We start from the raw sequence: 19,738 nt of genomic DNA, 5'->3' as shown, positions 1-19,738 counted from the left end.
TCACTTCAGCGCCTGCTTCAAGCCGGCCGGCAGCTCGGGCGCGCGCACGCCCTCTTCCGCGCGCAGCGGTTCCAGCAGTTGCGGCAGATAGGCGACCGGATAGTCGGGCCGGCTGCCGATGCCCAGGTCCTCGCCCCGCATGCGGTAACCGGGTGCGTCGAAACGGGTGCCCAGCAGGCGATCCCAGCAGGTAAAGAACAGGCCGAAATTCACGTCGCCGGCCGTGCCGTATTTCATGTGGTGAAAACGGTGCAGCGGCGCCCAGGCGAACACATGGCGTAGCGGCCCCATGCGCATGTCGACATTCGCGTGCTGCAGCAATAGCTGGATCGCCACGGCAAACGCCAGCACGCCCATGACGGGCTCCGGTATGCCCAGCAGCAGCAAGGGCAGCATGCCGCCCGCCGCTTCCAGCAGCAGATGCAGCGGGTGTTTCATCCAGCCATTGAAGCCATACAGGCGCTGCACGCTGTGGTGCACGGCATGCAGTTTCCACAGAAAATAATAATGGTGGCTCAGGTAATGCACGAGCGTGATACCGCAGTCGGCAATGACAATCGCCAGCAGCAGCTGCACCCAGAACGGCCAGTCGCCGGGCCAGAACGGCCCCAGCGCCAAATGCCCCGCCAGCAGGGGAAAGGCAGCCAGGCCCAGCAGGTACAACGCTTCGTTGACGAACGCGTGCACGACATCGCGCCAGCCGTCGCCTTGCGCGTGGTTCCAGGCAGCGTCATACGGCAGATAACGTTCGGCAAGAAAGGACGTGAGCAGGGCCAGCAGCAGCAAGGGCGGCAAAACCCAGAGGGAATGTTGACGAAGCGCCACCAGCACGGTGGCGGCGCCGATGAAGCCGGCCCAGAACACGGGGCCGTACAGCGCGGCAAAGAGGGATGTCATGGTAAACTGCTCCTGTGGCAAAAACCACAGCATGGCTTGTCCCCCTGCCGCGCCGCTTGAAGAAACGGCGCAAACGTCCTTACTTTGCGGCCTTCCTCGCCGCGTACTGCCGGTAGCCATTCGCGCGCAGCGCGCAGGCGGGGCAAGTGCCGCAACCATAGCCCCAGTCGTGCAATTGCCCGCGCTCGCCCAGGTAGCACGTGTGCGTGCCGCTGCGGATCAGGTCGACCAGCGGCTGGCCGCCCAGGTCTTCCGCCAGGTCCCAGCTTTGCGCCTTGTCCAGCCACATCAGCGGCGTTTCCAGCTTCAAACGCGTGTTCATGCCCAGGTTCAGGGCCACTTGCAGCGCCTTCATCGTATCGTCGCGGCAATCCGGGTAGCCGGAAAAATCCGTCTCGCACATGCCGCCGACGAGCACCGTCAAGCCGCGGCGGTAGGCCACGGTGGCGGCCACCGTCATGAACAGCAAGTTGCGTCCGGGCACAAAGGTGTTCGGCAAGCCGTTTTCCTGCATGACGATCTCGACGTTCTGCGTCATGGCCGTATCGGAAATGGCGGAAATCAGCGACAGATCGATCATGTGATCCTGGCCCAGGCGGCTGTCCCATTCGGGCGACTGCTGGCGCATCTGCTCGAGCACGCCGGGACGCACGGTCAGCTCGATCGCATGGCGCTGCCCATAGTCAAAGCCGATGGTTTCCACGCGGCTATAGTGCTTGAGGGCCCAGGCCAGGCAGGTGGTGGAATCTTGTCCACCGCTAAAGAGCACCAGTGCGGAGTCGGTTGCTAGCATAATTTCTTTCTTTTCAGTGTGATGCTGTTCCAATTGTGCGCGGGGAAACATGATTCCCAGTGCAAAAAATACTTATTCGTCCGCCATCAATTTACCTATTCCGGTAACATGCAGTCAGCATTTACTCATCTGGAGCACCATGTTTTCTGCACGACCCATACGGCATACGGCTGCCGGCAAGGCGATACGACCACGAATTTTGGCACAAGTAGTGACAAAAGCAATGGGTCAACTGACACTGGCGGCCGCCGGCAGTGTCATCTCGCTGTTTCCCATCGCCCATGCCGGCGCGCAGGAGGGTACGCAAGATGCCGTTGCGGACAGCCCCGCCACGGACACGGCGCCCGCCCCGCTGCAGTACGAGGTCAAGGTCAACGCGCCCGGCGACCTCGATGAGTTGCTGGAAAAAAACCTGGACCTGGAACGCTTCCGCGGCAACCCGCGCATGGACCGCGAGCAATTGCAGCGCCTCGTGCGCGATACGCCCGAGCAAGCCAGGAACCTCATCGCCACGGCCGGCTACTATACGCCCGTCGTCACGGTGCGCGTCGATACGACGGGCGCCAAACCCGTCGTCATCGTCGACGTCGAGCCGGGCCAGCCCGTGACCGTCGACAAGGTCGAGCTGGAATTGCGCGGCTTCGACCCCACGCCGCCGCTGGCCGCTTCCGAACCCTACGACACGGAAGCGCTGAAGCGCAGCTGGGCCCTGAAGACGGGCAGCGTGTTCCGCCAGGCGGAATGGGAATCGGCCAAGCGCGCGCTGCTGCGCGAAGTGGTGCAGACGCGCTACCCGCGCGCCCAGCTGGTCGATACGCAAGCCGTGGTCGATCCGGAAACGCACAAGGTTTCCTTGCTGGTGGTGCTCGACAGCGGCCCCGAGCTGCGCTTCGGCGAGCTGCGCATCGAAGGCTTGAAACGCTACGATGCCAGCATCATCCGCAACCTCGACAAGATACGCCCGGGCGACTATTACAGCGAATCGGCGCTGCAATCGTTCCAGGCGCGCCTGCAGGACACGGGCTACTTTGCCAGCGTGGAAGTGAGCGCCGACATGAGCAGCATCCTCAATGAACAGATCGAGGCGGGCCAGGAAAGCCAGGCGACCGAGGCCGAAGGTGCCAGCGCCGGGGCCGCCACCGAAACCAGGCCCGCCAACCGCGGCCCCGCGCCGCTGCTGCCGCTGGTCGTGCGCGTGACGGAAAACAAGCAGCAGAACGTCAGCGCCGGTCTCGGTTTCAGTACGAATACGGGGAACCGTGCCCAGCTCAACTATGACAACCTGAACGTGTGGGGCACGCGCTTCAAGAGCGCGCTCACCATGGAAACGAAGAAACAGGCGGCGCACGCCAATTTCTACTTTCCGACGACCGAGCGCGGCTACAACGACAGCGCGGGCGCCTCGTTCGAGCGCAGCGACATTTCCAACGAAATCACGGCCGTCACCACCATTTCGGCCAAGCGCAACTGGGGCGGCACCAACCTCGAGCGCAGCCTGACGTTCGAGTTCCTCAGCGAAGACAAGACCGTCGTCGGCCTGGAACAGACGCGCAGCAAGAGCTTGCCGCTGACCTATGCCATCACCAAGCGCAGCCTCGACAGCCTGCTGTTTCCCACCAAGGGTTATGTCATCAACGCCCAGGTGGGCGGCGCCCTGCTGCCCGTGCTGACGGACGAGCGCTTCGTGCGCGTGGCCGGCAAGGCCGTGTATTACCGTCCGCTCGGTGAAAAGGGCGAGCTGATCGTGCGCGGCGAAATGGGCGCGCTGGGTTCGAAGGAAAAACGCGGCGTGCCGGCCGTCTACCTGTTCCGCGCGGGCGGCGACCAGTCAGTGCGCGGCTATGGCTACCAGGAACTGGGCGTGAAGGAAGGCGACGCCACCATCGGCGGGCGCTACATGCTCACCGGCAGCGCCGAATACCAGTACTGGTTCAAGCCGAAATGGGCGATTGCCGCCTTCTATGACGCCGGCAACGCGGCCGACACGGTCAAAGCGGCCATGACGCCGAAATCGGGCTACGGCCTGGGCGGGCGCTACAAGAGTCCCGTCGGCCCCATCAATGTCGACGTGGCATATGGCCACGCCGTCCACGCCTACCGTTTGCACTTTTCTCTGGGATTCACTTTCTGATGTCCGATATTTCTACCGAGTCCCCCAACGGCGCCGCGCCGCCACCGCCGGCGAAAAAACCGCGCCGCTGGGTGCGCTATGTGCTGATCGCCGTCGCCAGCCTGGCCGTGCTGCTGGGCGGCGCCTTCTGGTTCCTGGGCCGCGAATCGACCCTGCAGATGCTGGTGCAAAAAGTGGCCAGCGCCAGCGGCGGCGACATCGCGGTGTCGGGCGTGTCCGGCTCGCTGTACAACCGCATGCACCTGGGCCACGTCAGCTACCGCAGCAAGACGCAGCACATCACGGCCGACAACATCGACATCAACTGGTCGCCATTCCAGTTCTTCTCGGAAGGCATCGCCATCAGCGAACTGCACGTGGCCAGCCTGTCCGTGGAAAGCACGGCGCCGTCCGAGGAGCCGTCGACCATGCCCGCCAGCCTGGCCGCGCCCTTTAAAATCGGCATTGCCGACGCGCGCCTGGACAAGGTGACCCTCGTCAGCGCGGGCGGCAACACGGTATTTGAAAAAATCCATTTCACCTTGTCGGGCGACAAGTCGCAATGGCAGCTGGAAGACGCCTCGGCCGTCACGCCGTTCGGCCAGGCCACGGCCAGCGCGACGATCGCCGCCACGCAGCCGTTCAAACTGTCAGGCAAGGCGGGCTTGACGCAGCTCAACCCTGCCGCCGGTGAAAAACCGGCCGCCCTGGCGCTGCAGCTGGGCGGCGACCTGAATGTGCTCAACGTCACGGCCAAGGGCAGCGCGGGCGCGGCCACGGCCGACGCCCGGCTGGCGCTGGCGCCGTTCGACCCCGTCATCATCCTGCGCTCGGCCAGCATTCAGGGCCGCAACATCAATCCGGGCAAGTTCGATCCCACCTTGCCGCAGGCGGACCTGAGCCTGGAACTCGACGCCGCCATCGACACCCGGCCGGCCAAGCAAACGGTATCGGGCAAGCTGGCCATCCTCAACCACGCCACGCCCGGGCCCATCGACCAGCAAAAGCTGCCGCTGCGCCAGTTCGAGGCGCGCCTGGGCGGCACCCTGACGGCCACGACCCTGGAATCGGCCATCATCGATTTCGGCAACGCGGGCAAGTTCACGGGCGGCGGCAAGCTCAACCGCGACGCCGTCGATGGTCCCATCGGCAATGCGCAATTGACCTTGCACACGGACAAGATCGACTTGCAGCACATCTACAGCAGCATCAACAGCACGAAGATCGTCGGCGACATCGTGCTCGACAGCGACGGCAAGACGCAAACCCTGCGCGCCAAGCTCGGCGAAGCCAAGCTGCGCCTGGACATGGAAGCCACCCTGGCCGATTCGCTGGTGCAACTGCGCAAGGCCACCTTGCAAGCAGGCAAAAGCAGCGTCAATGCGACGGGCCAGATCAGCCTGAAGGATGAGCAGCCGTTCAAGGCCGTGGCCAGCACCAGCCGCTTGAATCCCGCCGACTTCGGCGCCTTCCCCGTGGCCGACCTGAACCTCGACGTGCGCGCCAACGGCCACGTGGCGCCGCAATGGCTGGCGAATGCGGACTTCACCGTGCGCCCCAGCAAGCTGCTCGACCAGCCTTTGTCCGGCAAGGGCAAGCTGACGGCCGATGCGGCCCATTTCAGCGGCATCGACGTGCAGTTGGCGCTGGGCAAGAATAATGTCACGGCCAAGGGCAACTTTGGCGGCGCCGGCGAAAAACTCAACTGGAACGTCGATGCGCGCCAGCTCTCGGCCCTGAAAAGCGACTTGCTGGGCGCCGTGCAGGCCAGCGGCGTGGTGCAAGGCACGCTGCAGCAGCCGCGCACGAGCTTTGTGGCCGACGCGAAAGGACTGGGTTTAACGAGCGGCAAGCGCCCGGCAGCGGACAGCGCCATCCACGCCAGCGGCGAAGCGGGCTTGACGGGGCCGAAGCAGCAGGCGGAATTGAAAATGACGGGTTCCTTGCAAAAGATCAACCCGGCCGCGTTTGGCGCATCCCTGCCCAACGGCAACGTGAATGCGGATTTCAACGGCAGCGGCCGCCTCACCAGCGACTGGCAAATGGCCCTGAACCTGGCTCTGCGCGAATCGACCCTGCAAAACGCGCCGCTGGCCGGCTACGCCAAATTGTCCGCCAACGCGAAACGCATCGACAGCGTGGATACGGAACTGCGCCTGGGGCCGAACAGCCTGCTGGCCAAGGGTGCGCTGGGCGGCGCCACCGACAAGCTCACATGGAAGCTTGACGCGCCGCAACTGTCGACCCTGGGTCCGCGCTTTGCCGGCGTGCTGCATGCGGCCGGTTCCGTCTCGGGCAAGATGGACGCGCCCGCCGCGCAGCTGACGCTCGATGGCAAGGATCTGACCTTCTTTGGCGACCAGCAATTGAAAGCCGTGAAAGGCAGCGCCAGCGTGGGCGCCGGCCAGGGCGCGCTCGACCCCATGGTCAGCAGCCTGGAGATCACGGGCTACAGCACGCCCACCTTCAAGCTGGCCAGCGCCCGCCTGGGCACGACGGGCACGCGCGGCAGCCATACGCTCAGTTTGACGGCGCGCAATGACGATTTCGATGCCACAGTGCAAGTCAAGGGCAGCCAGAGCGGCGCCGCCTGGACGGGCACGATCGACAGCCTGCAAAACAAGGGCCGCTATGCGCTGGTGCTGCAGGCACCCGTGCCCGTGAAAGTGGCGGGACCGGCCGGCAGCGGCGTGGCGGGCCTGGGCCAGCCGGAACAGATCAGCGTGGGCAACACCGTCATCAAATTACCGGCAGGCAGCATCACCATGCAAAGCCTGGTCAAGAACGGCCCCCGCTGGACCAGTTCCGGCCAGGCGGCCGGCGTGGCCCTGACCTATCTGGCGCAGGTCATTCCTTCGCTGCAGGCGAATGCGCGCAGCGACCTGACCCTGGGCGCGCAATGGTCGCTCGACATGCAGCTGCCGACGGCGAAACAGAAAGATCCCGCGCTGGCCGGCATGCTGCACGTCTACCGCGAAAAAGGCGACGTGACGGTGGGCGTGGAACAGCCGCTGGCGCTGGGCTTGCGCACCTTCGATGCCCGCGTGGATGTCGCCAACCAGCAACTGCGCCTGGCCGTGAAACTCGATGGCGCGCGCGCGGGCCAGAGCGATATCCATGCCACCGTGCAAATGTTGGGCGGACGCATCAGCAACGACAGCGCCCTCTCGCTGACGGGCACCACGAATATCGATTCGTTGGCGTGGCTGGCGCCGCTGACGGGCCAGCCGGGCCTGGAACTGGGCGGCGCCCTCAAAGTGGCCCTGTCCGGCAGCGGCAGCATCGGCGCGCCGCAATTGAATGGCGACATCAACGGCAGCAAGCTGCTGGTGAACTGGGCTGACCAGGGCTTGAAATTGCGCAATGGCGTGTTGCAGGCGAAACTGGCCGGCGATCAATTGCAATTGCAGCGCCTGAGCTTTGACGGCGGCGACGGCAAGGTGCAGGCCGATGGCTGGGTACGTTTTGCGAATGGCGAGGCGAGCCTGGAACTGAAACTGCTGGCCGACCGCCTGCAGGCGCTGTCGCGTCCCGACCGCACCCTGGTGCTGTCCGGCAACAGCACCCTGGTGCGCAACGACAAGCGCTTCAGCTTCGAAGGCAAGTTCAAGGCCAACCGCGCGCTGATCGAACTGGCGCCGCAGGATACCCCGACGCAAAGCAATGACGTGGTGGTGCTGGGCAAGGAGGCCAAGGGTGGCAAGGAAGCGCCCTCGCTGCCCCTGAATATCGACCTCGAGTTTGACCTGGGCAATGCCTTCCACCTGCGCGGCATGGGGCTCGACGCGGATTTGGCCGGCAATGTGCGCGCCAGGGTCATCAACCGCGCCGCGCCGCGCGTGACGGGCAGCATCAAAGTCACCAACGGCCAGTATGCCGCGTATGGACAGAAGCTGTCGATCGAACGGGGCCTGATCGCCTTCACGGGCGCCTACGACAACCCGTCGCTGAACATCCTGGCCGTGCGCAAGCGTCCCGAAGGCGAAGCGCTGTCGGAAACGAACGTGGAAGCGGGCGTGGAAGTGCGCGGCACGGCCCAGGCGCCGACAGCCAAGCTGGTGTCCACGCCGAGCGTGTCGGACAGCGACAAGCTGGCCTGGCTGATCCTCGGCCACGGCGCGGAAACGGCGGCCGGCGATGAAATGGCCCTCTTGACGACGGCCGCAGGCGCCCTCTTCGGCGGCTCCGGCGGCGGCTTGCAGGGCAAGCTGGCCAATTCGCTGGGCCTCGATGAAGTGGGCCTGTCGCAGGCGCAGGGGCTGGAAAGCACGGTCGTCACCGTCGGCAAGCGGCTGTCGTCGCGCGCCTACCTGACGTTCGAGCAAGGCACGAGCACGGCGACGAGCCTGGTCAAGCTGCGCTATAAACTGAACCGCCGCATCACTTTGCAGTTCCAGACCGGCACGAACAATGCGCTGGACGTGTTATATACGTGGGCGTTTGACTAGAATGACGGCCAACAATGTTGTCGGATTACGCGGGGCGTGGCCCCGCTAATCCGACCTACGGCCCATGTGCCTCCACGTAGGTCGGATGAGCGGCGCAGCCGCGGTATCCGACACCACCGAAACAACAAAGGGCGCCTCGGCGCCCTTTTTCTTGATCTGCCGCAAAGGCGATCTTACTCGGCCACGTCGAGCCCCCGCTCGATCATGCCTTCGACATACGCGCGCAGATACTGCTCCAGCGCGGGGCCGGACAGCACGTTGGCCGTCAGCGCGCCGTGCGGCGAGCCTTTCAGCACGCCGTCGTGGTACACGCGCGCAATCCAGGCCACGTCCGTGCCCTGGGTGTAATCGAGTTCATAGTCGAACGATTCGCCGCTGACTTTGCGTGTGTAGACTTCCTTGACAATTGCCATCTAAAACAGCCTTTCTTGAGGAGATTAACTGGGGTGCGGATCGGGTACGGGATCTTCCTGCGGCACCGGGTGCACGGGCCCCGGGTGGTGGCCCGGGGACTGCTCGGGGCCCGGCACCGGCGCCGGCTCATCGACAGGCGCCGGATCGGGCGCGCGGTGGGCATCAATGACAAACGTTGACATGACTGGCCTCCTTGACGACAAAGGAAGACCATACCACGAGATGCGCACCGCTGCCCTTATTTGCCTGCCGGCTTGCCATCGGCGGCCGGCGGCGCCGCATTCTTCACATATTTCTCCAGCCAGTTGTTGCTTTCATACAGCATCTGCATGATCGATTCGCGCGCGCGGTAGCCGTGGCTCTCGTTCGGCAGCATCACCAGCCGGGCCGTGCCGCCCAGTCCCTTGACGGCCTGGAACATGCGCTCGCTCTGGATGGGGAAGGTGCCCGAGTTGTTGTCCTGCTCGCCATGGATCATCAAGAGCGCATCCTTGATCTTGTCCGCGTAATTGAACGGCGACATGGCCTGGTAGACGGCGGGCGCCTGCCAGAACGAGCGCTCTTCCGCCTGGAAGCCGAACGGCGTCAAGGTGCGGTTGTAGGCGCCGCTGCGGGCGATGCCGGCACGGAACAGCCGCGTGTGCGCCAGCAAATTGCCCGTCATGAAGGCGCCATACGAGTGGCCGCCGATGGCGATGCGGTTGCGGTCGGACACGCCACGGCGCACCACTTCCTCGACGGCCGCCTCGGCATCGGCCACCAGCTGCGGCAGATAGGTGTCGTTCGGCTCCTGCTCGCCCTTGCCGACGATGGGGAACGATGGATTGTCGAGCACGGCGTAACCCATGGACAGGAAGGCGGCCGGGCCCCAGTAGCTGACGGCATTGAATTTGTAGGGCGAGCCCTTGGTCTGGCTGGCGGCGCTGGCCGTCTTGAATTCCTGCGGATACGCCCACATCAGGGTCGGCAGCGGACCGTCGCGTTTCACGTCATAGTTTGGCGGCAGCATCAATGTCGCCGTCAAGTCCACGCCGTCGGCGCGCTTGTAGCGTATCAGCTCTTTCTGCACGTCCTTCAGTTGCGGTAGCGGATGGGGGAAATGCGTGAGGGCCGTCAATTGCGCCGCGCCCGGCTGTTTCAGGTTGCGCACATAATAATTCGGCTGTTCGGTCGGCGATTCGCGCGTGGACAGCAAGCGGCTGCCTTCCTCATCCAGCACGGCCACCACGTTTTCATAGTAGGGCGCGGCGCTCTGGAACAGGCGCTCCTTCTGTTTCGTCGCCAGGTTCAGGCGGTCGATGAAGGGGCGGTCGCCATCCTTCGATGCGCCCTGGCCGTCGAGCAGGATGGACCCATCGGCAGCGATGAGCAGGCGCGGCAAGCCGGCCGCGTCCGCGCGCATGACGGGCGTGCCCGGATCGTTGTAGCGGTCCTCGAACGATCCCGCGTACACGAGGTCGGCCGGGGCGGCGGGTTGATCTGGCGCAATGCGCCACTGCTTGACGGCGCGCGTCTTGTACCAGGCCTCGCCGAGCAGGGCCAGGTCGCCGCGGCCCCAGGCCACGCCCGCGTAGCGCGAAGCGAGCCTGGCCAGCACGGCCGGCTTGTTGGTAAACGGCGCCGCCTGCATGTAGACGATGTCGCGGATCTCGGCCGCCCTGGCCGGGTCGCCGCCGTCCTGCGCTTCGGCCCACACCAGGGTGGCTGGCGCATCGACGCGCCAGCTGACGGAGCGCACGCCGGCGGACACGGCATCATTACCCGGCGGCAAGCCCTCTTCCAGCGGCAGGGTCGCCAGCGTGTGCACCACCTTGCCATTGAGGTCGCGCACCTCGATCGTGTGGCCGAAGTCATGCGCCGGCACGATGTAGGAATACGGACGCACGATGCTGGTCGTCAGCACGTATTTGCCGCCCGGTGCGGCGGAGGCGCGCGAAAACTGGCCCGGCTGGCCCAGCAGGCGCTGCTTGCCCGCCACATCCAGCAAGGCCAGCTGCACGGTCGTATAGTGTTCGAACAGCTGCGCATCCTGTTCGTTTTTCAGCAGGTCGGGATAGGTGCGCAATTGCTTGACGGCGCCGCCCGGCAGGCTGTCCTGGATGGACGGCCCTGTCGGGATGCCCGTCGCCACAGGCGCCGCGCCCAGCTTGGCCGGTTTCAGCTGCACCAGCAAGGTCTTGCTGTCTGGCATCCAGGAAAAGCCACGGCCGTAGACGGTCGATAAAGGCGTGCTGGCCAGCTTGCGCGCCGCCTTCGCCTGCACGTCGAGCAGCCACAGTTCCACGCCCGACTCCTTCACGCCCCTGGCGGGATCGGCATAAGCGACATGCGTAAACGCCAGGTAGCGCTGGTCGGGCGACCAGGCCAGGTCGGCGATGCGGGGCGCGGCCGGCAAGCCGCTGACCTTGATCTCCTTTTGCGTGTCGATGTCGAGCAAGCCCAGGCCCGTATGGAAGCTGAAGCGGCTGGCCGAATACGTGCGCGGATTGATGCGCAGGCCCGCCAGCTTCAGCTCCGGTTGCGCCACTTCGCCGATGCCGGGCAAGGATGGCGTGGGCAGCACGGCGGCCAGGTTGCGCTTCGGGCTCAGGCTCAGGGTCGGCGCGCGCGGCGCATCGACGATGGCTTGCAGCGGCGCCGGTGGCAGCTGATAGCCGACGTCTTGCGCCATGGCCAGCGAAGACGAGGCCATCAGGCCGACAGTAATGGGCAGCAGGGGAAAACGAGCAGACATGGCACTCCAGAGAGGTGAATGAAAAACAGTGACCGATGGCACCGCGCCGCCCATGGCGGCATGGTGAGACAGGGCATAGTGCTTTCACGCCATGTAAATGTCAATAAGCAACTTTTCCCGTTTGACAAGCATCGCCGCCCGCCGCCATCTGGCTTACAATCGCTGTTTTACCCGTACCCGAATGCATACATGGAAACCACCACCCTCGCCCTGCTGTTCCTGGTCCCGCTGCTCGTCTGGCGCATCTATTCGCGCCTGAAGAAGCTGGTGGCGCGCCAAAAGTCGCAGCTGTGGCGGCACTGGAGCGTGGCCATCGGCTTTCCCGCGCTGCTGCTGTTCCTGGCGACGACGACGAAATTCGAGATGCTGCCCCTGTCCAGCCTGGGCGCAGGCGCGCTGGCCGGCGGCTGGCTGGGCGTGCTGGGCTTGAAGCTGACGCGCTTCGAGCAGGTCGGCAAGGATTTCTTCTTTACCCAGCACCGCTACCTGGGCCTGGCCATCACGATGCTGTTCATCGCCCGCCTGCTGTACCGCGGCATGGAAATCTACCTGAACACGCGCCTGGACGTGCCCGTGCCGCCGCCGCCGTTCGGCCAGAGCGCGCTGACGATGGCCGCCTACGGCCTCGTCATCGGCTACTACGCCGTGTATGCGTGGGGCCTCGTGCGCTGGCGCCAGCGCAACAAGCCCCTGCAAGCCGCCGAGTAAGACGGGGGCATCAGTAATACTGGCACAGGCCGGTACACGTCGTCACCGACAGCGCCTGGCGTATCGTCGCCAGCGCCGGTGCCAGGGCCGGATCGAGATCCTTGTCCGCCTCGGCAAGACTGCCCAGCAAACGCTCGCGCAAGGGCGGCGCCATCAGCGCCACATTCGCTGTGGCGTGCTGCGCCGCCGCGTCCAGCATCCGCTGCTTTTGCGCCACGCTCCAGAACGGCACTTGTACGAACTGCACCACGCCAACATACATGGTGGTCGACCCCTTGCTGAAGGCGCGCGCGCGCAGGCGCTCGGGTCCGCTCACCGCATCCGCCGGCTGGGCACTGAATTCCTGCTCCATCAAGCCGATCAAGTGCGCATGGCAATGCATGCCAAAGGCAAAGAAGGTACTCATTTCATCGCCATAATTGGCCAGATTCTGCGTTACCTGGTCCGTGCGCGCCTGCTGCAATTCGGCTCCGGACAGCGGCAACGGCCGCTCGCTGCCAAACGTGTAATACGCCTTGCCGATGTTGGTTGCCCGCTCGCACAGGGCCACGCTCTGGTTCAGATCCTGCAGCGCGGCGACGGGCGCCTGGAACAGGCGCGGCGCATCGGTAATCCGCTCAAACAACGCTGCCACGCCAGGATCGCCCAGGCGCGGCAAGCCGCCCTGCGGCGTCGCCTTGGCCATCAGCGCTTCCAGCTGGCCGCTGGCTTGTTGGAAATCGGTATAGCCGTCGGCCCAGGCGGCGGGCGCCACGAGGGCGGAGGAAAGGCAGAACAAACGGCCGAGGCGGCGCAGCGGCATGGAAATCAAGAAGGACATAGGATCAGGAAAACACTATTGGAAAATTGGCAATTATAGGCAATTTGTATCCACAGTGCATTTAATTGCGTTTTACACCACATTTTCCCAGGCGATGATGGTGACGCGCGGCCAGCGCGCCGCATAGTCCTTGCTGGCCAGGCGCTGCGCATAGCCGTCTTCGCTGATGCGCGCAGGGTTGCGCCGGATCACCATATTGAACAAGTCATCGAGGCCGTGCGGCGCGACGATGCCGATCTCGCCATCGGGCTGCAGCCAGATGCCGACGGCGGTGGCAAACTCGGGCCAGGAAGCGATGGCGTCATCGAGCGACAGCAAGGGCGGCACGGCATAGCCGAAATGGTCTTCGAACCACAGGTGCACCCTGGCCTGGTTGCATACGTCCCACGGCACGCCGGGCAGCACGGTTTCCAGGCGCTGGCGCAGCCGCACCTCGGTTTCCGCACGCACATCGTGCGCATCGAAATACGCCACGTCGATATCGCCCAGCGCCGACGGCTGCGCGTAGCCGTGCAAGGCGTCCCACACGAGCTTGCGCACGGCGCCGGCGCCGATGCAGCAGTGGGGCAAGCCCAGCTGCGCCACGGCCTGCAGGGCCTGCATGCACCACGGCGTGGCGCGGGCGATGGCGCGCAGGCGCGCGGCCAGCGCTTCCTGCGTGCGCATTCCTATGGCCGTATCTGCGGCGCCACGCCGTCGTGGCTGACCGTGCCTTCGACATTGCCGAAATACACGTCCAAATCCTGCTTCGGATGGAAGTTGCGCAGCTTGACTTGCAAGGTGGTGGGGTTGATCTTGGTGAACGTGCCGGGGAAGCACAGGCTGATCAACTCATCCGGTTTACCCTTGATCAAGTTCAAGGTGAAATCCTCGATGCCATTCTTCCAGGTGTTGCCCGTCGTCAAAATGTACGAGACCCAGACGGCGTTAACGAAGCCGCTTTCGCCCTGTTTCGCCGCCAGGCGGTTCCACGTCTTGTAGAAGGCCTTGTCGCCGCAGTATTTCTTTTCGAACTCGTTGCCATCGCCCAGGTAGGAAGCGCCGGGGCCGGCAGCGACGAAGGGCGCATATTGATGGCGCACGCGCACGACTTTGCCAGCCGGGAACTTCTGCTGCCACAGGTAGATGACCTTGACGGTCCAGGCCGGCACCCATTCCTCGTCGTACAGCTGGGCCAGCAAGCCTTCGTGGATCATGATCTTGCTCTGCGCGGCCGTCAGCGGCGCCACCTTCTTGTCGAACGGCGTGTGCGACGGGAAATACGCAATCTGCGCGTCGGACAAGCCCAGCTGGCGCAAGCGGGCCGTCACGTCGGCGCTGGCGAGCTTGGCGACAAACGTGGTTTTATACTCCTTGCGCTTGCCGTCCACGTCGACGGTAAACTGCTGCGGCTGGCCGTAATACGTGGGCGAGCCGTGGTAGCCGGCCGCGTATTCGGGCAGCGGGAAGAAGATCGTCTCTTCCACGTCCTTCGCCGATTCATTGAGGAATTCGTACTCGACCTTGATCAAGTCCGTGCTCACGCTGAGCACTTCCTTTTTCATGGCCACGGCATCCGTCTTGCCGAACAAAATGCCGCCCGCGCTGACGGAACCGATGCCGTCGTTGGCCACGGCCGGCACCGAACACGCCAGCGCAAGTACAGTAGCGGCAGAGGCCAGCAAGGTGCGTACAAGCATCACGCCACCTTGCCCGATACGGGATCGACCCTGCGCTGCAGCACGAAAATCGGTTGCGCCCATTGCGTATCCTTCTTTTTCTTGCTGGTGATCAAAGTGAGTTCCGAGGGATCGTAGACATCCGTGTTGTGCGTCAACGGCGTCGTCATCAGGTATTGCGCTTCCGTATTTTTCAGGAATTCGCCGACCAGCTGAATGTTGCGGATGTCGAGGTGGGCAAACGGTTCGTCGATGAAGACGAAGCCGCCGGAACCGTCTTCCGATTTCAGCAAGCCGATCAAGAGCACCAGCGACTTCATGACCTGCTGGCCGCCCGACGCCTCGCCATCGTTCATGCCGATCACGCCCTTGCCGTCGAACTTGAAGCGCACGTGCAAGCCCGCCTGCGACAGCTGCACATCGTCGTTTTCCAGGCGCACGGGGTCGGCGTGCACTTCGATGCCGGCCAGTTCGCCCAGTTCCTTGATATTCTTGCTGTAGGTCTTGATGGTGTAGCGCAAGCGTTCCATGTAGGCGCCACGCGCATTGCCCGTCGCTTCGATGGCGCGGTTGTTCTGGTAGCGGCGCTCGTCCGTTTCCGACTGGCGGCCATGCAGCTGCTCCGACAGGCGGTGGTGCTGGTCGATGACGGTGGCGTCGAGTTCCCAGTCGTCGCGCGCCAGGCTGTTTTGCAGGCTGGCCACGCGCAAATCGACCTGGTGCGCATTCTGGTGTTCGGCCACCAGGGCCGCGCGGCGTGCGGGACGGCGCCAGCTTTTCGGCAAATGGCGCCACGCATGGCGCAGGGCCAGCAAGGCGCGCGCATGCTCGGCGCGCTGTTCAATCTGTTTCTTGTAGCCGAGGCGCGAACCGGCTTCCGCCTCGGACAGGGCCAGGCGCGCGTTTTGCCACACGGTATCGGCGCGCGTGCGCGCCACGGTGGCGTTCTTGGTGAGATTCTGCAACTCGCCCAGGCGGCCGCCCACTTCCAGGCGCTCTTCCTTCAGCGGCTTCGAGTTGCGCAGCGCTTCGGCGAATTCCTCTTGGCGCGCACTGAGTTCCTTGGCCGCGTCGACGCCGGCGATGCGCGCTTTTAACGCACCCACTTCCGCCGCCAGCTTCGAAATCGCCAGGGTCAAGGTGTCTTCCTGGCCTTCCAGGCCCGGCAGCGAGCGCAGCAGCGCTTCCAGGCGGCCGCTGCGGCCAGCCTGGCCGAAGCGGTAGCGCGACGCTTCCACGAACAGCGAGCGCCCGCCCCGGCGTTCGCGGTGGTAGGCCTCGGGCGTGATCCATTCCTCGTGGTTGCCCAGTTTAAAACCCGCTTCGACGGAATCGACGCGGGCAATGCGCGACAGCTGCTCGATCAGCCAGCTGGGCACGGGCGCGGAAAATTTCACCACGGCCAGCAGGCTCTCGTCCTTGGCGACGGGCGCCGTGACCAGCTCTGGCACGATGAAGTGGCGGTAGCGCTCCTTCTCGGCCAGGCGATAGGCGGCAGCCGCATCCTTGGCCTTGTCCAGCAGCACCACCGAAGCGTAGCCGCCCAGTACGCCTTCGACGGCGCCCTGCCAGCGGCTGTCCGTCACTTCGACGATGTCCGACAGCATGGCGTGCGCAATGCCCGCGTCGCGCAGCGCGCGGCGCATGCCGCGCACATTGTCCGGCTCCGGCATGGCCGTCTTGCCTTGCAGCGCGGCAATCGTTGCCTGTTCGCCAGCGATGCGCGCCGACAAGGCGTCGCGCTGCTGGCGCTGCTGCAGCAATTGCGCTTCCTTCTGTTCCAGCTGGGCCGCCACTTCGGCGATGTCGCTGCCGGAATCGGCCGCCAGCTTGTGCAAACGGTCCTTCTGTTCCAGCAGGCTGTCCAGCGGTTTCAGCTTGGCATTGATCAAGGACAAACGGCTCTGCAAGCCGATCGATTCCTGTTCCAGCAGGGTTTCGTTCATCTGCGCGTCGGACAGGGCCTTCGCTTGCGCGGCCAGCGCATTGCGTTTATCGGTCAGCTGCTGGTCCGCCTGCGCCATCGGTTTGCGCGCATCGCGCAATTGCCGGCTTGCAATGGCAGCCTTTTCGCGCGCCTCGTGGTATTGCAGGCTGGGCAGCACTTCTTCGAGCAGGTTGCGGCGTTCCTTATGTAAACCTTCCCACTGGTGGTAATTGGCCACGCGCAGGCGCAAGCCTTCCAGATTGGTCTTCGACGCTTCGAGTTCCGTTTCGAAGCGTTTCAGCTCCACTTCCGTATCGCGCTGGTGGCGCTTGGCTTCGTCGTAGGCATCGAGCACTTCCTTGTCGCCGAAGACCTGGAACACCAGGTCGAGCAGCTGGCGCGGCGCGTATTCGCACAGTTTGTCCGTCTCGCCCTGCTCCAGCGCCAGCACTTTCGACATGGCCGGCGACAGGCCCGCATTGGCCAGGCGCTTGCGGTAGTTTTCCACGCCGAGCCAGTCGTTGGCGTCCGTGATGTCCTCGATCTGCACATTGCCCGGACGCATCAGATACTGGCGCTTCCAGTCGCCGCCATTCTTCTGGATCTGGCAAAACAGGGTCACTTCATCGTCGCTGAAGAAGCCCGAGCTGCGAAACGGCCGGTTCGACAGCTGCTTGCCCACGTTCTTGTTGTCGACCACGGCGCGCAGCCAGGCCGTCTGCTGGCCCGAATGGCGCGCATAGTGTTTATAGGTGCGGCCCATCGAGCAATCGAGGCCGAACAGCGTGCGCAAGGCATCGAGCAAGGTGGTCTTGCCCGAGCCGTTCTGCCCCGCGATGGTGATGATCTTCGCGTCGAGCGGAATATTCTTGATGCGCTGCCAGTAATCCCAGTGCACCAGTTCAAGTGATTTGATATGAAACATGGGCGCTTTCAGTGAGGGAGGTCGGACGCGGGCTCGTCGCCCGCGTCAGGCAGGTCGCCGATGTCGGCGGACAGGTCGTCTGCCAGGTCGGCATCCGGATCGACGGCCACCAGGCGCGCCGGCGCCCGCTTGAACACGTCGGCCAGGGCGCCGTTGATGATGCGTTCCTTGAGCACGTCCGTGTCCATCATCAGGTCCAGCAGCGGGCCTTCCAGGATGAAGTCGCCGCGCCGTTCGATAAAGCCCAGCTTGGCCAGGGTGCCCAGATTCATGTCCATGCGCGTCTTCTTGCCCAGCTTGTCGCCGAAGTCCGACAGCAGCGCCTTGTAGGCGATGCCGATCGACGCGTCTTCCGCGCGCGGCAGCGGCTTTTCCGTGCCAAACATATCATTTTGATCATCATCGGCGTGCTGGTGCGTTTCCTGGCGTTCACGCTTGGGCAGGATGATCTGCGCCCACAGCACCACCAGCAAGGCGACGCCATCGCGCGCCAGGCCGAAATTATTGTTTTGCCACACGTCGCGCGCGCCGAAGATCTTCGGTTCGATGGTGCGCGTCAGGGCCAACGTCACGTGGTCGGCATACACGTTGTCGAGCAGTTTCAAGCCGCAGGCCAGCAGGCGCGCATCGATTTCGGCGCGGAACAGCTCGTCGGACAGCACGCGCTTGACGAGCTTGTCGTCGCGGCGCAGGGTTTGATGCGTGAGCAGGCGCGCAATCAGGATTTGGGAATCGTCATTCATCGGCAGTGCCGCTATCTAAATCAAGTGAAACATTCAGTGAAAGCGAGGCGATCGACATGGCCGCCACGTGGGGGTCGGTCAGTTGGACCATCTCGTCGGTCGGTGTAAAGGTAATCGGCAAGCGGGCCAGTTCGGCCGTCGAGCCTTGCAAGCTCGCTTCGGACACGTCGCCCAGCAGCGGCAGCATGGAGGCGCGATACGACGCCACGGCAAAGCTGGCCGGCAGCAGCGAATCCTGCACCGGTACGGACTTCGGTCCCTCTTCGCCGATGCTGGGGAAATTGCCCAGGCTGGCAAAATTCGACAGGCGTTCGAGCAAATCATCGAGTTCAAGCTGCATGGCGGGACCGTCGCTGATGGTGGTGGGCGCGTCCTCTCCGCTGGGCAGGCCCGTGTTGATGACACCCGCCGCCCGCTCGGACAGCAGTTCCGTTTCGGCCACGTCGATCATTTCGGCCGGCGTGGAGAACAGCGGCACGACGGGCTGGTCGATGGCGCCCTCGGCCAGGCTGGCCAGGTCGTCGTGCAGCAAGAGCCAGCGCTTGATGTCGGTCGTCGACAGGCCCGACTGGCCCAGGTGCACGCGCTGGCGCTCGATCTGGTTCAGGGCGCGCGAAAACATGCCTTGCATGTTCAGCAATTTACTTTGCGCGCGGCCGATCGCCTGCGCCGCCTTGTGCGTGGCGCTGTCCGCGTTTTCATCGGAGGTGATCGCCACGAGGATCTCGGAACCCTTCTCGACCCAGTCGCAGGCCATGTTCCACTTCGCCTGCGCCGTGCGCAGCCGGAACTCGGAACCGGAAGCGATGGCGTCGGAGAATTCCTCCGTCAAGTCCACCAGCCGGCCCAGCAAATGCTGGAGTTGTTCGACAGACACGCCGCCGACGGCTTGCGCACCCGCCACCTGCGACAGCAAAAAGCCCATTTCCGCCTCGTCTTCCGTCTGGCCCAGGCCCAGCAGGCTGTCGATGGCCGACAGCACATTGCGCGCCATGGGCGTGACGCGGTACACGCCCTGCTGCGCATCCCAGGCCAGCAGCTGGTTCGAGCGCAGGCGCAGCAAGACCGTTTCCAGGCTTTCCGGCAACAGATACGCGAGCTTGGTATTGATGTCGGCACGCGTATAGGCGGACGTGGCGGCATCGGCCGCCAGCTCGCGCAACACCAGCAGACGCACCAGCACGCCATCGAAACCGCCGTGGAACAGGGCCGTAAACACTTGCAGCAAGGGCTGCGCCCGCTTCAAGTGGAAAACCTGCTCGATTTCGTCAGCCGAAATATTCGGCTGGAAATGCGCCTGCAAGGAATCCTGATGTTCTTGCTCTGTCTGATGTGCATCCGTAGCCACGGCTGCACTTGCCATTATATCAATCATTCTTTTCCGGATGAGTGTTCAGCGGGCGGCGCAGCGGGCTGAAGCGGCGCTGCGGGGCGGGGGCGTCAGTATATCAGTTCTGACATGCAATTTAGCGCGTGGGAGGGGGCGGTGCGGACACGGCGCAACACGAGCGGCGCGCGGTACCGGACCAGGATGATGAAATGGGGGGCCAAACATGGCATG

At 64.3% G+C, this 19,738-nt stretch carries 14 protein-coding genes; 3 read left to right on the top strand and 11 right to left on the bottom strand.

From position 1 onward, the window contains the following. Both AC3RCJ_RS04400 and queC read right to left on the bottom strand, forming a co-directional pair. Entirely contained in the window at nt 1–897 is an 897-nt protein-coding gene (locus AC3RCJ_RS04400; protein WP_492964772.1) for a sterol desaturase family protein, read from the bottom strand. A gap of 79 nt (nt 898–976) precedes the next feature. Then, the gene (gene queC / locus AC3RCJ_RS04395) at nt 977–1,690 is read right to left on the bottom strand and encodes a 7-cyano-7-deazaguanine synthase QueC (RefSeq protein ID WP_492964770.1); all 714 of its coding nucleotides are present in this window, start codon (nt 1,688–1,690) and stop codon (nt 977–979) included. A 223-nt stretch (nt 1,691–1,913) separates the two neighbouring features. On the opposite strand from queC, the gene AC3RCJ_RS04390 reads away from it, so the two are divergent. Together AC3RCJ_RS04390 and AC3RCJ_RS04385 are read left to right on the top strand one after the other, a co-directional pair. Next, entirely contained in the window at nt 1,914–3,821 is a 1,908-nt protein-coding gene (locus AC3RCJ_RS04390; protein ID WP_492964768.1) for an autotransporter assembly complex protein TamA, read from the top strand. Continuing rightward, the gene (locus AC3RCJ_RS04385) at nt 3,821–8,248 is read left to right on the top strand and encodes a translocation/assembly module TamB domain-containing protein (RefSeq protein ID WP_492964766.1); all 4,428 of its coding nucleotides are present in this window, start codon (nt 3,821–3,823) and stop codon (nt 8,246–8,248) included. Before AC3RCJ_RS04390 ends, AC3RCJ_RS04385 begins: the two co-directional genes overlap by 1 nt. Nucleotides 8,249–8,421: 173 nt before the next feature. On the opposite strand, the gene AC3RCJ_RS04380 is transcribed toward AC3RCJ_RS04385, so the two are convergent. Genes AC3RCJ_RS04380 through AC3RCJ_RS04370 form a run of 3 tightly spaced genes read right to left on the bottom strand, consistent with a single transcriptional unit; the run spans nt 8,422 to nt 11,396 of the window. Next, nucleotides 8,422–8,661, bottom strand: a complete 240-nt coding sequence (locus AC3RCJ_RS04380) for a hypothetical protein (protein WP_099378551.1) — start codon at nt 8,659–8,661, stop codon at nt 8,422–8,424. 24 nt (nt 8,662–8,685) lie between these two features. After that, a complete protein-coding gene (locus AC3RCJ_RS04375) occupies nt 8,686–8,844 on the bottom strand; it encodes a hypothetical protein (protein ID WP_492964764.1) in 159 nt (52 codons plus the stop codon). A gap of 56 nt (nt 8,845–8,900) precedes the next feature. Continuing rightward, nucleotides 8,901–11,396, bottom strand: a complete 2,496-nt coding sequence (locus AC3RCJ_RS04370; protein WP_492964762.1) for an alpha/beta hydrolase family protein — start codon at nt 11,394–11,396, stop codon at nt 8,901–8,903. A 189-nt stretch (nt 11,397–11,585) separates the two neighbouring features. Between AC3RCJ_RS04370 and AC3RCJ_RS04365 the strand changes: the two genes are divergently transcribed. Beyond that, a complete protein-coding gene (locus AC3RCJ_RS04365) occupies nt 11,586–12,104 on the top strand; it encodes a CcdC protein domain-containing protein (protein ID WP_492964761.1) in 519 nt (172 codons plus the stop codon). A gap of 10 nt (nt 12,105–12,114) precedes the next feature. On the opposite strand, the gene AC3RCJ_RS04360 is transcribed toward AC3RCJ_RS04365, so the two are convergent. The 6 genes from AC3RCJ_RS04360 to AC3RCJ_RS04335 form a co-directional block, all read right to left on the bottom strand. After that, nucleotides 12,115–12,924 carry a hypothetical protein gene (locus AC3RCJ_RS04360; protein WP_492964760.1) on the bottom strand — a complete coding sequence of 270 codons (810 nt, stop codon included), beginning with the start codon at nt 12,922–12,924 and terminating at the stop codon, nt 12,115–12,117. Nucleotides 12,925–12,996: 72 nt separating this feature from the next. Beyond that, nucleotides 12,997–13,590 (bottom strand): nucleotidyltransferase family protein, encoded by a 594-nt coding sequence (locus AC3RCJ_RS04355; RefSeq protein WP_492964759.1) that lies wholly within the window; start codon nt 13,588–13,590, stop codon nt 12,997–12,999. Nucleotides 13,591–13,592: 2 nt separating this feature from the next. Further along, nucleotides 13,593–14,603, bottom strand: a complete 1,011-nt coding sequence (locus AC3RCJ_RS04350) for a DUF4424 family protein (protein WP_492964758.1) — start codon at nt 14,601–14,603, stop codon at nt 13,593–13,595. Continuing rightward, entirely contained in the window at nt 14,603–17,434 is a 2,832-nt protein-coding gene (locus AC3RCJ_RS04345) for an ATP-binding protein (protein ID WP_492964757.1), read from the bottom strand. The genes AC3RCJ_RS04350 and AC3RCJ_RS04345 overlap by 1 nt, the downstream gene beginning before the upstream one ends. An 8-nt stretch (nt 17,435–17,442) precedes the next feature. Next, a complete protein-coding gene (locus AC3RCJ_RS04340; protein ID WP_492964756.1) occupies nt 17,443–18,177 on the bottom strand; it encodes a hypothetical protein in 735 nt (244 codons plus the stop codon). Continuing rightward, nucleotides 18,170–19,540 (bottom strand): hypothetical protein, encoded by a 1,371-nt coding sequence (locus AC3RCJ_RS04335; RefSeq protein ID WP_492964755.1) that lies wholly within the window; start codon nt 19,538–19,540, stop codon nt 18,170–18,172. The genes AC3RCJ_RS04340 and AC3RCJ_RS04335 overlap by 8 nt, the downstream gene beginning before the upstream one ends. Nucleotides 19,541–19,738: the final 198 nt, after the last annotated feature.

The sequence above is a fragment of the Janthinobacterium sp. GW822-FHT07H11 genome, assembly GCF_058798615.1.
Note: the sequence above shows the minus strand (reverse complement) of the source record. Positions and strands in the feature narration are given on the sequence as shown.